The sequence below is a fragment of the Thiomicrorhabdus sp. Milos-T2 genome, assembly GCF_000702325.1.
Classification (GTDB): domain Bacteria; phylum Pseudomonadota; class Gammaproteobacteria; order Thiomicrospirales; family Thiomicrospiraceae; genus Thiomicrorhabdus.
In genome coordinates, this window is record NZ_KL370891.1 from 29,670 (window position 1) to 45,098 (window position 15,429).

Annotated in this window: 13 protein-coding genes; 9 read left to right on the top strand and 4 right to left on the bottom strand. The window is 38.6% G+C overall.

The window, feature by feature from the left end; translation table 11 throughout:
- Positions 1–19 precede the first annotated feature (19 nt).
- A complete protein-coding gene (locus tag BS34_RS0100110) occupies positions 20–895 on the bottom strand; it encodes a sulfurtransferase (RefSeq protein WP_051640590.1) in 876 nt (291 codons plus the stop codon).
- 314 nt (positions 896–1,209) lie between these two features.
- Entirely contained in the window at positions 1,210–1,635 is a 426-nt protein-coding gene (gene msrB, locus BS34_RS0100120; RefSeq protein WP_038126207.1) for a peptide-methionine (R)-S-oxide reductase MsrB, read from the bottom strand.
- Positions 1,636–1,696: 61 nt separating this feature from the next.
- Between msrB and mnmC the strand changes: the two genes are divergently transcribed.
- The 3 genes from mnmC to BS34_RS0100135 all read left to right on the top strand — a co-directional run bounded on the left by mnmC (position 1,697) and on the right by BS34_RS0100135 (position 4,909).
- On the top strand, positions 1,697–3,715 hold the full coding sequence (gene mnmC / locus BS34_RS0100125) for a bifunctional tRNA (5-methylaminomethyl-2-thiouridine)(34)-methyltransferase MnmC2/FAD-dependent 5-carboxymethylaminomethyl-2-thiouridine(34) oxidoreductase MnmC1 (protein WP_029406528.1): 2,019 nt from the start codon (positions 1,697–1,699) through the stop codon (positions 3,713–3,715).
- Positions 3,716–3,814: 99 nt separating this feature from the next.
- On the top strand, positions 3,815–4,666 hold the full coding sequence (locus BS34_RS0100130) for a hypothetical protein (protein WP_158660949.1): 852 nt from the start codon (positions 3,815–3,817) through the stop codon (positions 4,664–4,666).
- Between the two features lie 9 nt (positions 4,667–4,675).
- The gene (locus tag BS34_RS0100135; protein ID WP_029406530.1) at positions 4,676–4,909 is read left to right on the top strand and encodes a hypothetical protein; all 234 of its coding nucleotides are present in this window, start codon (positions 4,676–4,678) and stop codon (positions 4,907–4,909) included.
- A 623-nt stretch (positions 4,910–5,532) separates the two neighbouring features.
- On the opposite strand, the gene thiD is transcribed toward BS34_RS0100135, so the two are convergent.
- Positions 5,533–6,366: a bifunctional hydroxymethylpyrimidine kinase/phosphomethylpyrimidine kinase gene (thiD, locus tag BS34_RS0100140; protein WP_029406531.1), complete on the bottom strand. Its 834-nt coding sequence runs from the start codon at positions 6,364–6,366 to the stop codon at positions 5,533–5,535.
- A gap of 159 nt (positions 6,367–6,525) precedes the next feature.
- Here thiD and BS34_RS0100145 point away from each other — a divergent pair, with 159 nt between their 5' ends.
- The 6 genes from BS34_RS0100145 (at position 6,526) to gorA (ending at position 12,816) form a co-directional block, all read left to right on the top strand.
- Positions 6,526–7,269 (top strand): competence/damage-inducible protein A, encoded by a 744-nt coding sequence (locus BS34_RS0100145; RefSeq protein ID WP_029406532.1) that lies wholly within the window; start codon positions 6,526–6,528, stop codon positions 7,267–7,269.
- 225 nt (positions 7,270–7,494) lie between these two features.
- Positions 7,495–8,679, top strand: coding sequence for a BaiN/RdsA family NAD(P)/FAD-dependent oxidoreductase (locus tag BS34_RS0100155; protein WP_029406534.1), 1,185 nt, complete (start codon positions 7,495–7,497; stop codon positions 8,677–8,679).
- 153 nt (positions 8,680–8,832) lie between these two features.
- Entirely contained in the window at positions 8,833–9,468 is a 636-nt protein-coding gene (locus BS34_RS0100160) for a histidine phosphatase family protein (protein ID WP_029406535.1), read from the top strand.
- 437 nt (positions 9,469–9,905) lie between these two features.
- Positions 9,906–10,355 carry a hypothetical protein gene (locus BS34_RS0100165; protein ID WP_029406536.1) on the top strand — a complete coding sequence of 150 codons (450 nt, stop codon included), beginning with the start codon at positions 9,906–9,908 and terminating at the stop codon, positions 10,353–10,355.
- A gap of 215 nt (positions 10,356–10,570) precedes the next feature.
- Complete coding sequence (locus tag BS34_RS0100170) at positions 10,571–11,308, top strand: glutathione peroxidase (RefSeq protein ID WP_029406537.1); 738 nt, start codon at positions 10,571–10,573, stop codon at positions 11,306–11,308.
- Between the two features lie 152 nt (positions 11,309–11,460).
- Complete coding sequence (gene gorA / locus BS34_RS0100175) at positions 11,461–12,816, top strand: glutathione-disulfide reductase (protein WP_029406538.1); 1,356 nt, start codon at positions 11,461–11,463, stop codon at positions 12,814–12,816.
- Positions 12,817–12,957: 141 nt separating this feature from the next.
- On the opposite strand, the gene BS34_RS0100180 is transcribed toward gorA, so the two are convergent.
- The gene (locus BS34_RS0100180) at positions 12,958–15,231 is read right to left on the bottom strand and encodes a bifunctional diguanylate cyclase/phosphodiesterase (RefSeq protein ID WP_029406539.1); all 2,274 of its coding nucleotides are present in this window, start codon (positions 15,229–15,231) and stop codon (positions 12,958–12,960) included.
- Between the last annotated feature and the right edge of the window lie 198 nt (positions 15,232–15,429).

Sequence of the window (15,429 nt, forward strand, 5' to 3'; positions counted from 1 at the left end):
TTGTGTATATACTCGCCGATTATTGAATTGGTAAAGTGAAGTCATTCCCCCATTCACTCCAGGAGGCATCATAGTTAGAGACATTGTATCCGAGTTCTCTTAAAGTTAGGTAATTGGTAGAAGAAATTCGACCTATTGAGCAGTATAGAATAATTTTTTGATCTTTGGAAATTCCTGAATAGAGTGCTTTTAATTCTTCCGCAGACTTTAAAGTTGAAGCGGTTTCAGAGGTGATTAAATGATCCATAGCGGGAATATTAATGGCATTAATAATATGGCCATAGCGTGCGGCAGAAGAGATTTGTCCTTGATAAGCGGCTTTAGAGCGCGCATCGATAATAACACTATTTGGGTTTTTAGTTGCGATTAGTGTGGTTAGTTTAGTTGCAAGACGGTTATGGTTAATGATGGGGACATAGTTGCTCGGTTTAACAGAAGGCGTTAGGGCGTTTGATGGAAGCATTGCTTCGTTCCAAGCGTAAAATCCTTTATTAAGGACTTTTATATTTTCTATGCCATAAACTTCAAGAGCCCAAAAAACACGAGCTGCTTTTATCATTTTTCCCTGGTCATAGATAACGATAGGAGACGTTCTTTCAATACCAAGGCTTTGTAATAGGGGTTTAATTTGCGCAGGTTGTGCAATTCGACCATCTTTATTTCTATCAAAGTAAGTAAGTTCTTCTGGCAAATTAATCGCATTAGGAATATGCGATTTTGCATATTCTTCGGCTGAACGTGTATCTAATATCACCAGGCCTGGTAAGTTTAATTGTTGGTTTAATTCTTGAACGTTAATTCTTAAGGAAGAACTCGCCAGGGCAAGGCTTGATAGGTTGAGTAGAACAATGAAATTTAAAAGTTGTAATCCAACGATAAGTTTATTGCGAATCATGTGGTTTCCTCTTTTTAAGAGTGTGTAAAATTTAATCGTAATCATGTGACGGGCGCATATTTTAAGACCTGTAGTTTTGCAAAAAATTTCGCTCAGTTCTGGTCTAATGCAAGCATTTATAATTTTAAAAACATTTACAGAGACCTTTGCACGAGAGTATGCGCGAGTAAAAATGGTTAAAATTTACCCGATTTTTGTTGAAAAACTTGCGAATAGCTAGCTATTCCCTGCGTTTTCCGCCGCAATCAGGCAAATTTTACCTCATTTTTCTTTTGCACCTATCTCGTGCAAAGGTCTCTTATAATTTTAAAAACTTATGCAGCGCTAAAGTCTAAACTGGCTGAATTAATGCAAAACCTTAAGCCTGTTGGTTCGGGTCCATCGTTAAATACGTGACCTAAATGGCTGTGACAAACCGCACATTGCACTTCTGTTCGCGTCATTCCTAGCGTGGTATCAATTTTTTCAATAATCGCTTCTTTATTGATAGGTTGCCAGTAGCTAGGCCAACCGGAACCCGAATCATATTTTTCATTTGAAGAAAACAGCGGTGCTTGGCAACAGGCGCAAGAATAAATACCTGGTGTTTTTAAATCCCAGTATTTACCGGTAAAGGCGCGTTCAGTTCCTCCACAACGACAAATATCATATTGTTCTGGGGTTAACTTTTCCTTCCAATCGTTCTCGGTTGGTAAGTTGGATGAATTTGGCTTGGTTAAGGTTTTATTATCTTCATTCATAGAAACTTCCTATCAGGCGTATAATGACCAATTTTGATAAAGCTTTGAATCCAAAATATAAATGGCATTGAATAAACTCACTTTAGCACAAGTTAGCTGGACAGATGAAGCGGTTCCAAAATCGGAACAGTTTGGTGATTTCTATTTTTCGACTGATGGCGGCATGGCTGAGGTTGAACATACCTTTATTGAACCCAATCATTTGCCAAAACGTTTTATGGATTTAGCGGATAAATCCACTTTTAGAATTGCTGAAACGGGCTTTGGTTCAGGGTTGAATTTTTTAATGGCGACAAAGCTATGGCTCGCTTCTGCACCCAAATCAGCACAGTTACATTTTATCTCTTTTGAAAAATACCCTCTGCATCTCGACGATTTAATTAAAGCACATCAAGCTTTACCAGGCCTGGTAGAAGTGAGTCAGGTATTACAAGAAAACTATCCGTTTATTTTGCCTGGTTGGCACGATGTATGGATGTTTGATAAACGTGTGCGTTTAACCTTGTGGTTTGGAGATGTATTAAAAGGTTTGCCTGAGTGTGATGGAACCGATGTGAGCAAAGTCGATGCCTGGTTTTTAGATGGCTTTGCACCGGCCAAAAATCCAGATATGTGGCAGCCGGCGCTTTTTCAACAAATGGCACGTTTAAGTCATTTAAACACGACTTTTGCCACCTTTACCGCCGCCGGAGAAGTTAGGCGAGGCATTGAAAAAGCGGGTTTTGAATTGATTAAATCTTCTGGATTTGGCAAAAAACGCGAAATCTGTTCAGGCCAGCTTAAGCAACAACGAGCGCATAGTTTAAAGGCTCCTTGGTTTAGTCGGCCTCAACCACAAGAAAAAGCTGGTAAAGCCATTGTGATTGGTGCAGGTTTAGCTGGGGGCGCGGTGGTCAATCAACTGGCTCAAACAGGCTGGTCTGTCACGGTCTTAGAGGCGCAAAATGAAATTGCCTCTCAAGCCTCGGGAAATTTAGCCGGGGCAGTTCATCCGTTAATTACCGCTGATTGGAACTTGCGCAGTCAATGGTATTTACAAGGATTTGAGGCAACCTTAAGAGCGGTATTACCTTGGTTTTCAGAAAGTTCAAATAACTCTGAAAATACATTGGGTGATTTAACCGGCCTGGTTCAGTTAGCGGTTACGCAAACCAGCGACAAGCGAGTTTCTGAAGCCATCGAAAGAGTCGGTTTACCACAAGACTTTGCACAATTAATTTCGCAACAGCAGGCAACCGATTTAATTGGCACTCAAGCCAGTGTTGCTGGCGTGTTGTTTCCAAGGGGAGGCTGGTTATACCCTAAAGCATTAGTGGAACGTTGTTTACAGCATAATAATGTTAGCTTGATGACAAACCAAAATGTTACCGATATTTCTTTTGTAGATAAACAATGGCAAGTGATCACTCTAACACAAGGTTTTGAAGCGGATATTGTGGTGGTTGCAACAGGGAGTTTAGACAATAAACTTAATACCAAGCTGGGTTTGCCTATTCGTCCTGTAAAAGGACAGGTCAGCCATATTGCCCCTGAACAACAAAGCACATTTTTAAAAAAAGCGGTTACTCATGAAGGCTATTCAACAACGTGTGGACAAAATCAGGCAGTAACCGGCGCAACATTTGAAGCCCCTGATATGACTGAAGAAATGTCCTTGTCCAGCCATCAAGCCAATTTAGAGATTACAAACAAAGCCTTACCAGAATGGTTAAACGCTGATGCAAAAGCGCTTACAAAAGTGCTTAAAGGGCGCATTGCTTTTAGACCAACAACGCCTGATCACTTACCTATTGTTGGTGCAGTAGCGGATAGTGATTGGATAGAAAAAGCCTATTTATCACAATCGCATACTCATGCCGTTTATCGCTATGAAAAACAGCGTTATCAACCAGGCCTGTATGTTTCAAATGGCCATGGACCAAGAGGTTTAATGTCTGTATTTTTAGCCGCAGAAAGCCTAATTGCCGATATTATGGGGACAGCGCTACCACAAAATTTGTCCTTGTATCATGCCAGTCACCCTGCGCGTTTTGCGATTCGTCGCTGGCGCAGTGGTGAGCAAGCTTTAAAAAAGACTTAATAATAAGGTATGATTATCGATGAATAATTATTTAGATAGCGTTAAACAGGTATCATCATCGGGTTTTCATTGAATTTTATTCAAAACGGGATATTAAAATTGACAATAATTAGAGATAACGTCTTGATTACTTGGCAACATTTGCTGAAGGGTTTATTGACGATAGTGTTATTGAATATTTTTTTATTAAGCACTGTTCAAGCTCAAGAAATTAACTCAAAAGTCGCCTCAGTAAAACAGCAGCCTTGGCAAGACATGATACAAACTCAGCCTGTTTACAAGGGGGTGTTCAATCAGAACTTGCGACAGGCCGTTTTAAACAAGTTGACGCTGCCTAAAATTTCAGCCGAGGATTTGGAGGATAAAACTAAATTATTGGCGTTATTACAGCCTAGACTACAGGAACTTGATAAAGAGCTCTCTAAATATGTTCGAGTGAGTGAAAGAGTTAGTCGTTTTGAGCAACTTAAACGTTTAATGCCTGCTTTGTACAATATTAATGAACGTAATTTGATTGAAGGTTTGCTAAAAAAACAGGGGGTTTCTGTACCCAGGATGCGTAATTCCAGATTAGTTAGATTTATTGATAAACGTATTAGCCTTTTAGCAAATGGTTTGATTTTTAATATGAAGGCACTGGTAAGAGAGCGCCGTGATTATGAGCCTGAACTGCTGAGAGCAATGGCGAGTAAAGGAATACGCTTTTCAGCACTTCCACCCGATTTTATTTTAGATTACTCTCTAGTTGAAAAAACGTCTGAAAAAGAAGGGCAATGGTTGTTTGATGCGCATATTAGTTTACTTGGAAAATATGAAATACCCATAGTAGAAGTTAGCGAAAACATAAGTGAAAACGCCACGAGTTTAGAGCAGGCACAAAGTAAATCGGTTGATTTACTCGCCAGTAAAGTGGTGGAGAAACTCAAAGAATATTTGGTTAAAAGAACTTAAGGAAATGACATGAATTTGTTTGGAAAAATCAGCATTTTAATCTGGACGATTGTTTTTATTGCCGCAGCAATCATGTTTGATTGGTTTGGCAGTAGAGATATTGCCGAAAACCTTTTAGACTCATCACAAACGGCGGTTGAAAAACTCTCTGAGACGGGCGATTATATGCAAGACGCGATTGATGTCGTCAGTGAAAGCAGCGAACCCGTTCGAGAAGACGTTAAAGAAAAAGTTGCTGAATAGTGTTATCAAATAACTTTTATATGTAAAAGCTTAGATTTAATCAGACAGTACAGCGATTGAGAAGCCTTTTAAAATATTACGCCTTTGCCTTAAATTTTGTCACTCAGGCTTCCCGTTACTTTTTGCAATTTGGCAAAAAGTAACCAAACGAAGAACTTGGCTGCAGAGACAAGAAAAAACAAACCCCACTCCATAAATAGGCAAGTTCTAAGCTTGTGAACTGAAAACGCTGAACTCGCTACGCTCAAACGAAGAACTCGGCTGTAGAGACGAGAAACAGCAGCGTTTTTTTACCGTTCACTATGCTAAGAACCTTGCACCATTTATTACAAGGGGACTTATTGCGTTTGCCCTAGCTTCAATATTAAGCATTCAAAAGTGAAAAATAATTCAAATCTCATTATTACTGGTTATTAAATTAGAATAGTAATTGACTGTTGTCCTGTCAGGTTAAGTTCAACTTTTTACAGTTTATAAAATAATGTTTATTATTTGAATGCCTTTGGATAATGACCAGGCCTGGTAAACAGTTCTGGTAAACAGGTCTGGTAAATGTAGGTCTTGGTTTAAACGTTATCGTTTTTCATTTTTCTGTATTCATCATCAACTATCCATTACTACAATTAAATATCCACAAAATGATTCAAGCCTCCGTGACGTTCTTCGGAGGCTTTGTTGTATTTGGGTTGTGCTAAATGAGCCGTTTTTAACGTTTTAAAAAGGTAGCTTTTGGCTTCGTTTACCGCATCTTCTATTGAATGCCCTTTGGCTAATTGTGTGGCAATTGCAGAAGATAAGGTGCATCCAGTGCCGTGATTATGTTGTGCTTTTATTCTAGGAGACGCATAGTCTATTGCTTGGTTTTTTGCCGCTAATAGTAAGTAATCTATTGCTTGTTCTTCCTGGCTATGCCCCCCTTTTAATAAGCAATTTGGCCATTTTTTTATTTTGAGTTGCTTTAAAACAAACTCGGGTTCTAGTGAACTTTTAGTTGCTTGATTGCTTTCTAAGTTTAGCAACTTAAGCATTTCAGGAATATTAGGGGTAATCAATGTTACCAATGGGAATAGCTTATTAACCATTACCTCCACGGCATTTTCTTCAAGTAGAGGTTTGCCGCTACTACTTAGTAGCACCGTATCAAGGACGATTGGAACCTCTTGTAATGGTTTTAAACACTCAATCACCACCTCCATAATTTGCGCATTGGCTAACATGCCAATTTTGATAGCCGCTATTTTATAATCTTCAATAATGGCATTAAGTTGCGCTTTAACTTGCTCAGCAGGTAGCGCATAGACTTGTTTAACGCCGTGGCTATTTTGAGCGGTCACAGCGGTGGCTACGGTTAAGGCATAGCCTCCATTAGCATGAATGCTTTTTAAATCTGCCTGAATCCCTGCCCCGGCAGAGCAGTCAGAACCGGCAATAGTCAGGATGGTTGGAAGTGATTTCATAACAAAATAGTAACAGAATTTGGTGAGTCAACTAGGATTAAACGCTTTCATTAAATAGAGTCTATGATAAATTAACTCTTTAAATTCGTGCTTTTTTCATGGATTACTCTCGTGTTTATGTCTTTGGATGATACGGCTAAATAAAAGGAATTTGTCCTAATGCTTAAAATTGGGTTGCTGATTATTGGTGATGAGGTATTGTCGGGGAAGCGCCAAGATAAACATCTTGCTCAAGCTAATTCATTATTACAGCCAAGAGGTTTGGCGGTTAATTGGGTAAAAATTGTAGGCGATGAACCGGATTTTTTAGTGCAAACGCTTAAAGAAAGCTTTAAGAGTGATACGGTGGTATTTAGTTTTGGTGGCATTGGCGCGACGCCAGATGATCGCACTCGCCAAAGCGCTGCGCAAGCGTTGAATTTACCGATTGAACGCCACCCTCAAGCCGTTGCTGAGATAGAAGCTCAGTTTGGTGAAGAAGCTTATCCACAAAGAATTCACATGGCAGAATATCCAAAAGGGGCTGAAATTATTCCTAATTTTTATAATCGTGTACCTGGCTTTTCAATTCAAAATCATCATTTTATGCCAGGCTTTCCCATGATGGCTAAACCAATGATGGAATGGGTGTTAAACCATTATTATTGTGACTATTTTCAAAGTCCAACCATAGAAAAAGGTATAAAAATTCAGAATGGACAAGAATCAGACTGGATAGAGTTTATGGAACTGTTTGAAAAGCAATTTCCCTCTCTTAGACTGTTTAGCTTGCCCAGTATTCATAAAGATGAAACTCGAACCATTGATCTAGGTGTAGAGGGTTTAGAGGTCGATGTGTTGCAAGGCTATAAAGCAATTATTGAAGAAGCGAATGCTAGAAAGGCTGATTGGAAACCTTTGTAAATAAGCAGATTGTTTTAATGCACCACGAAGACACGAAGACACGAAGACACGAAGAGTTAGAAGGGTTAGAAGGGTTAGAAGGGTTAGAAGGGTTAGAAGGGTTAGAATATAAAAAAGTTCATCTAAAAAGTAAAAGCTATTTAATCGTTTTTTTGTCTTTCTTCTGTTTCAAAAACTTCGTGCCTTCGTGTCTTCGTGGTCAAAATCAAAATTAAAAGAGTATGTATGTCTAATACCCCTCAAAAGTGGGATGTCATTATTATTGGCGCAGGGGCTTCTGGCCTAATGTGTGCGGCTACGGCTGGTTATCAGAATAAGTCTGTTTTGGTTATTGACCATGCACCTAAAGCGGCCGCTAAAATTCGTATTTCTGGCGGAGGTAAGTGCAACTTTACCAATATTGAGGTTACTCCCAATCATTTTATTTGTCAGAATCCCCATTTTGTAAAATCCGCTTTATCGCGTTATCCATCTTCTGCTTTTATTGAACTGGTAGAACGCCATGGTCTAGACTTTGAAGAGCGCGAGCTAGGTAAGTTATTCTGTAAACAACGCGCTTCAGATTTAATTCAAATTTTACGCACAGAATGCGACTGGGCGGGTGCGGAAGTTTTAACGCATTGTGATTTAAGCCAAGTAGAATTTATTAACAATCAATACCGCATCCATACATCGCAAGGTTGCTTTACGGCAGATAAACTTGTTGTTGCCACAGGAGCGCTATCGTTTCCTAAACTCAAAGCTACTGGGGTTGGATATGATATTGCCAAACAGTTTGATATAAACGTGATTGCCACTTCACCAGGCCTGGTACCTTTGGTGTTTGAGGGTAAATGGCAAGAGCGAATTAGTGCATTGAGTGGTTTGGCTTTAGAAGTAAATGTTTCATGTGAAACCCACGCCTTCAATGAAGCTATTCTGTTTACTCATAATGGATTAAGTGGGCCAGGCATATTACAAATATCTAACTACTGGCAACGAGGTAAAACCATTCAAATTGACTTATTACCAGGCCTGGTAGTCTTGGATGAACTTAAGGCATTAAAAAAATCAGGGCAATCAATTCAGAAGTGGCTTAATCAATATTGGCCAAAACGATTTACCCAGGCCTGGTTAGAATGGTTTCCCATTGAAAATCAACTTTCAAATCTTACCGATGAAGCCCTTGCTGATTATGCAGAGCATATACAAAACTGGACACTTTACCCGAGTGATACCGCAGGGTATGACAAGGCCGAAGTGACATTGGGAGGGGTGGATACTGATGAAGTATCGTCCAAAACCTTTGAATCCAAAAAACAACCAGGCCTGTTTTTTATCGGTGAAGTATTGGATGTTACGGGGCATTTAGGTGGCTATAACTTTCAATGGGCATGGGCGTCTGCGGTGGCTTGTGGGTTGTCTTTGTAGATGTGTGAAAAAACAATAAAGTTTGTCTGGTCATTGTGCCCAAAAACCAACAGCTAGAAGTCGAAGCCTTTTTCGAGAGTTTTTTATCTGCCTGCTATGATTCGTAATGTTGTACTATTAAAAACCGAAATTAACTATCAACTGGAACAGTAAATGAAACCAAAAAGAATTATCTTGGTGAGACACGGGCAATCAGAAGGCAATGAAGATAGCCTTAACTATGAAACGGTTCCGGATTATGCCTTAAACCTAACCCCTAAAGGTAAAGAACAGGCCATTGGTGCAGGAAAAGAGATTCTTTCAATTATAGGCGATGGTAAAGTTCAAGCCTACATATCGCCCTACTACCGAACACGCCAAACCTACAATGGGATTGAATCGGTATTGCAAAAGAGAATATCTGGTTGCAATGAAGACCCAAGAATTAGAGAGCAAGATTGGGGACACCTACGTCATCCTGATGATAGTCGACTACTTGTCCAAGAGAGAAACCAATACAGCTTGTTTTATTACCGTATGAAAGACGGTGAATCGGGCGCGGATGTTTACGATAGAGTTAGCGTTTTTTTTGAAACACTGTATCGAGATTTTAAGAAAGAGAATTACCCTGAAAACACCCTGTTGGTGACACATGGTATGACATTAAGAATATTTTTAATGCGCTGGTTACATTGGACTGTTGAAGAGTATGAAAGTTTAGAAAACCCACATAATTGCCAAGTTTTAGTGATGGAAATGAGTGATGAAGGTAAATATAAACTGATAACACCACTCAAGAAACGCCAATAAATCTAATTGATTCTGCCTCCAAATTATTTTAATTTAAGAGTTAATGAAAAAAACAGGGGTCTGTTTTTAGGCCTCATTCATTTAATTTAAAGGGGGTCAGCTTAGAATGAGTAAAAGGGGTCAGTACCCTTTAATTTATTTATTTCAGAGTAAAAGGGGTCAGTACCCTTTAATTTATTTATTTCATATAACGTATTGAAAATAAACAGTAAATGTAGTTTTTGGCAATCAAAAGGGTACTGACCCCTTTTACCTAACTTTCAATGGGCATGGGCGTCTGCGGTGGCTTGTGGGTTATCCTTGTAGGTAAAATTGGTGGTTTTTTAAAATTTCGAATTATCTGACTTTTTCTTGTCTAAATGGTCTTTAAATTTTTGTTTTACAAGACGTTATAATACAGCGACTTAAAATGAATTAATGATAGAAGCTTTATAACAATGAACTTACTAAACTTAGATGTAGCACAACGTGCCCCTTTTGCCAGAATTGCTGCAGGATTGATTCGCGATAAGGGAATTGACCCCCGTGAGATATTTTTAAACGTACTTGAAAGCCAAGAAGCCCCTGAGATGAACTATTGGATGACCATGGTATTGGTGCAAGAACATTTTGTTTCTGCTCAGCAAGAAGTTGCTAAAGATGCCGCCGGTGAAGTAGTAAAACCGCTGCAAGCTGCTTGCTTAATGCAAAATGTGGGTATGGTTGCCGCTTTATTAGAACTGGGAGGGTTTAAAGGTAGCGTAACAGATAGAGAGTATCAGTTAACCGCTCGCATTGCTTCTCAACATGAAGATCAAGCTATATTGGGTTTATTAATGAAATACGCTCAAGATAAAGATCTACTAGAGCCTTTTATGCGTTCTTTGCAAGGTTCGACATTGCAATAAAAGCAAATGGATTCATCCTTGGTTTACCTGCGCTATCTCACTTCTATTGCAGGCGAATTACTGATGATAGTTAAAAGCTATCAACTTGGTTAAAACAATCAATTTCCTTTATTAAAAAATATTCCGTAAACTAGTCAGCAAGTTAACGAACAACTCGTTAAAAAATTTAATCAACGATTGAACAATGTGCAAACTTGTTCTTCTAGGAGTAAAAAATGGCATTAGTAAATAAAGAAGGTCAAAACGTTCCAGCAGCAGTCTTCCGTACTCGTCAAAACGATGAGTGGGTAAATGTAACAACAGATGAGATTTTTAAAGGTAAGACAGTCGTTGTATTCTCTCTACCTGGTGCATTTACACCAACTTGTTCTTCAAGTCACTTACCGCGCTTTAATGAGCTAGCACCGGTATTTGCTGCAAATGGCGTAGATGAGATTGTTTGTATGTCTGTAAACGATACGTTTGTTATGAATGCTTGGGCAGAAGATCAAGAGTCTGACAATGTTACCCTAATCCCTGATGGTAACGGAGAGTTTACCGATGGTATGGGGATGTTAGTTGACAAAACTGACCTTGGTTTTGGAATGCGTTCGTGGCGTTATTCTATGTTGGTAAAAGATGGTGTTATCGACAAAATGTTTATTGAACCAGAAGTTGACGGCGACCCGTTTGAAGTTTCTGATGCAGACACCATGTTGAACTACATTAACCCAGAAGCTAAACCTCCACGTTTTGCGACTATCTTCACTAAGCCTGGTTGCCCATTCTGCTTAAAAGCCAAAGCGCTATTATCAGATAACGGTATTAACTATGAAGAAATTACCATTTCTAATCACGGGCCAAGCTCTAAAACATTACGTGCAGTTGCTGCGGCAAACACGGTTCCACAAGTGTTTATTGAAGGCGAACACATTGGTGGTTCAGATGATTTAGAAGTGTTTTTAGCGAAGTAATTGAGTGAATTTAAACACGCCGTAAAACTTACCAGGCCTGGTAAGTTTTAGGCTAGAATAATCTGCAATGATTATTTTAAAGAGCCGATAATGATAACTCGCTATCGGCTTTTTTTATTAGTATTAGACTCTTTTTGAGCAAAGGAAAAACCATGAGTTTTGATTACGATGTAATTGCAATTGGTGCAGGAAGCGGCGGTTTGTCGGTTGTTGAACGTGCTGCTGAATATGGTAAAAAATGTGCGGTAGTAGAAGCGAAAAAATTAGGTGGAACCTGTGTAAATATTGGTTGTGTACCTAAAAAAGTAATGTGGTTTGGGGCACACATTGCTGAAGCTCTGCGTGATGCACCAGACTTTGGTTTTGATATTGATCAAAAAGGGTTTGATTGGGCAACGCTTGTTGAAAAACGTGAACAATACATTAGCAATATTACCACTTGGTACAACGGTTATATGTCTGATAAAGGCGTAGACGTTTTACAAGGTTGGGGAAGTCTGGTTGATAAAAATACGGTTTCAGTAGATGGTAAAACCTATACCGCTGAGACCATTGTGATTGCTCCAGGTGGTACGCCATTAATTCCACAAGAAACTGAAAATTCTGATTTAGGAATGAGTTCAGATGGCTTTTTTGCCTTAACTGAACAACCTAAAAAAGTTGCGGTTATCGGTAGTGGTTATATAGCGGTTGAGCTTGCAGGTGTGTTTCAAGCATTAGGTACAGATACAACTTTGATTAGCCGTAAAGATTTAGTGTTACGTGGTTTTGATGACATGATTCGAGAAACCTTAACCGATGCTATGTTAGAAAGTGGAATTACTAAAGAGTACCATTTTGCCGTTAAAAAGCTTGAACGTGCTGATGATGGCTCTTTGAGTATATACAGTACTGATGGTCAAGAAATTCATGGCTTTGATCAAGTGGTTTGGGCGGTGGGTCGTACAACATTAATTGAACCTTTAGCTTTAGAAAATGCGGGTCTTTCTGCCAATGGTAGAGGTTTTATTGAAGTTGATGATAATCACAAAACGGCGGTAGATAATATCTACGCAATTGGTGATGTGACAGGTCAACCTCAATTAACGCCAGTGGCCATTCGTGCAGGACGTTATTTAGCTGAACGTTTATATAATAATAAACCTCATCTCAAATTAGACTTGAGTTCGGTACCTACGGTTATTTTCTCTCACCCACCAGTAGGAACGGTTGGTTTAGCGGAGCATGATGCTCGTAAAAAATATGGGCATGATAATGTAAACGTCTATTCGTCAAGCTTTACACCAATGCGTTACGCTTTTACTAAGCACCAAATTAAAACCGCTTTAAAATTGGTGGTGGCCGGTGAAGATGAAAAAGTCGTGGGTATTCACATTGTGGGTGATGGTGCAGATGAAATGTTACAAGGTTTTGCTGTTGCTGTTCAAATGGGGGCGACTAAAGCCGATTTAGATGCCACTATCGCGATTCACCCTTCAAGTTCTGAAGAGTTAGTGACTATGCGTTAATAACTAAAATATTTAGCGTAAAAACTAAGTTTTGTATACTTAGATTTATTGCATTCATTTTATAAAAAGGTCAAATACCGTTTGGTATTTGGCCTTTTTTATTAGCTGAAGTTAGAGAAAGTTTTTATTTCACAGTATCAATTATGTAGATTTTGTTTTGATGAAAGTTTCTAAATCGTCAAGGGAGAGTGGCTTTGAGAAGAAATACCCCTGAAATAAGTCACATTCAAAATTTGAAAGTTGTTCAAGTTGTTCTTTTAATTCAACGCCTTCAGCCAAAGTATTCATACCAAACTCATTACCAATGTTAATAATATTTTTGACCAACGTTGAATCTTTAGAGTCATCTAAAATATCGTCAACAAACGCTTTGTCTATTTTGAGTTCTTGAATAGGTAGTTGTCTTAATAAACTTAATGATGAGTAACCCGTACCAAAATCATCTAAAGAGATTGAGATATCTTTTCTACGGAAATGTTCGAGCATTGAAAAGATAAAGTCCATATCTTCAATCAGAAGAGATTCAGTGATTTCGATGGTAATGTATTTAAAAGGAATGCCACTTTGTTCGATACAAGCTGTAAATTCTTCAAAAAACTGGTCTTGCATAAACTGTTTAATAGAGACGTTAATGGAGATTTGGAAGTGATGATTCAACCTTTTTTGCAGGACGGACATCTCAGTAAGAGCCATTTCGGTTATATGCTGGCCTAGAATTGGCATCATACCAATGTCTTCTGCAACAGAGATGAATTCATCAGGCGGAACAAATCCTAGTCCTTTGCTGTTCCATCTTACTAAACATTCAACGCCATGAAGTTTTCCATCTTTATTAACTTGTGGTTGGTAATTTAAATAAATTTCGTTGTTTTCAAGTGCTGTTCTTAGATTGTGTTCTATTTTAGAGACTTTCTGAGATTTGATTTGTAAATTTTCTGTAAAGACTTCTACCCAATTTTTTCGATTTTTGGCTTCATATAACGCTAAGTCGGCATGACTTAATAAGGTATTTAAATTGCAAGAATCCGCGTTTTCTCTTGCGATTCCAATGCTGGCACCAATCGTAAAATTCATTCCATTTATTAAGTAACTTACGCTAAGTGTTTCAATGACTTGTTTTGCTATATTAAAATCTTGTGGGCTTTTATCAGCCATTACAATAATGAATTCATCGCCACCAAAGCGAATAATATGTAAGGCATGGGCCTTGAATGACTTAAGCCTTTTGGAGACCTCTATAAGAAGTTGATCGCCGGTAGAGTGCCCAAAGGTATCATTAATATGCTTAAAGTTATCTAAATCAATAAACATTAGACTAATTGTAGTAGCATTCGTTGGTATGCTCTGGTGAAATGCTTGTTTAAGGTAGTAACGGTTGTATAGACCTGTTAATGAGTCATGTTCAACTTGGTCTTTTAAATGTTTGCGCGCAGTAGATTCATTTATGTGGATACGTCTTACCAGTAAAATTAGCACGGTATGAAATAATATAAATAGAACAACGTAGGTAAGAATAGCGTTAATAAAATCATTTCTTGTAGTTAAAAGGGTTTGTTTGACGACAATATAGAGATCATATTTTGAATTATAAATTAAGGCACCCACAATCGGCTCTTTGGTTAGAGTATCGATGGATTCACCGCTAATAGGAATATTGGGTATTTTAGTTTTAACTTGTTCTAATGTTGGGAGATGGGCGTTAAGTAGGTTTTTGTCGACTGATTTTCTAGCTTCTTTGGACATAGGTTCAAGATAAACTTTTGAAAATAAGGTTAGGTCAATACCGTTCACAAAGGTGCGATAGAAATTTCGTGCATTGATAATGGTTAAGTTAGTCTCAGCTTGTTTTGAAATGCCAACTAATTTGTTTAAATCTTCTACTTTTACCCCAGTAGTCATTACGGCAACAGGGTTGCCTTGCTCATCACGTAAAGCTTTTCTTAAGGGAATAATCCATTCATTAATAGGTTCAAAATAATAGGTTCTACCGATAACCATATTATGACTGTTAAGAGCGGCTTGAAAGTCTTCTCTTGTTTCAGGAAGCTCTAAAAGATTGGGTAAATTGGGGACTTCTAAATTGCCACTTACCGCAATAAAATTCCCTTTTATATCCGCAAGCCCAAATCCCGCGAGGCCTGGTTTGGTTGTACGCATTTGTTTGAGAAGAAAGTGAGCGCGTTGTTTATTCTTATATAGGCCATTTTCAAGCAAACGTGAGCCGAGAACATCAAGCAGGAGCTCGTTTTCAGTTAGGCTCGATTCAATACTCTTACTAGCCAGTTTAACATCGGCTTTATTTTTAAAAGACAGGTTCGTATAGAGCTGAGAATGTTTGGCATAGCCTAATCCCAGCAGCCCAATACAACTGATAAGGAGTATTAAATAATATACTGTCCAAATGTTTTTAGTCATTTAAGCTTCTAGAGACCTTTGCACGAGATAGGTGCGAAAGAAAAATGAGGGAAAATTTGCCTGATTGCGGCGGAAAACGCAGGGAATAGCTAGCTATTCGCAAGTTGTCGCCCAACGGAAGTGCCCTTGGGGTACAACAAAAATCGGGTGAATTTTTACCCTCAAGGGGCACCTAGAACCATTTTTACTCGTGCATAC

Coding starts and splice junctions, on each gene's coding strand:
- BS34_RS0100110 (WP_051640590.1), bottom strand. CDS start 895: ATGATTCGCAATAAACTTATCGTTGGATTACAACTTTTAAATTTCATT.
- msrB (WP_038126207.1), bottom strand. CDS start 1,635: ATGAATGAAGATAATAAAACCTTAACCAAGCCAAATTCATCCAACTTA.
- mnmC (WP_029406528.1), top strand. CDS start 1,697: ATGGCATTGAATAAACTCACTTTAGCACAAGTTAGCTGGACAGATGAA.
- BS34_RS0100135 (WP_029406530.1), top strand. CDS start 4,676: ATGAATTTGTTTGGAAAAATCAGCATTTTAATCTGGACGATTGTTTTT.
- thiD (WP_029406531.1), bottom strand. CDS start 6,366: ATGAAATCACTTCCAACCATCCTGACTATTGCCGGTTCTGACTGCTCT.
- BS34_RS0100145 (WP_029406532.1), top strand. CDS start 6,526: ATGCTTAAAATTGGGTTGCTGATTATTGGTGATGAGGTATTGTCGGGG.
- BS34_RS0100155 (WP_029406534.1), top strand. CDS start 7,495: ATGTCTAATACCCCTCAAAAGTGGGATGTCATTATTATTGGCGCAGGG.
- BS34_RS0100160 (WP_029406535.1), top strand. CDS start 8,833: ATGAAACCAAAAAGAATTATCTTGGTGAGACACGGGCAATCAGAAGGC.
- BS34_RS0100165 (WP_029406536.1), top strand. CDS start 9,906: ATGAACTTACTAAACTTAGATGTAGCACAACGTGCCCCTTTTGCCAGA.
- BS34_RS0100170 (WP_029406537.1), top strand. CDS start 10,571: ATGGCATTAGTAAATAAAGAAGGTCAAAACGTTCCAGCAGCAGTCTTC.
- gorA (WP_029406538.1), top strand. CDS start 11,461: ATGAGTTTTGATTACGATGTAATTGCAATTGGTGCAGGAAGCGGCGGT.
- BS34_RS0100180 (WP_029406539.1), bottom strand. CDS start 15,231: ATGACTAAAAACATTTGGACAGTATATTATTTAATACTCCTTATCAGT.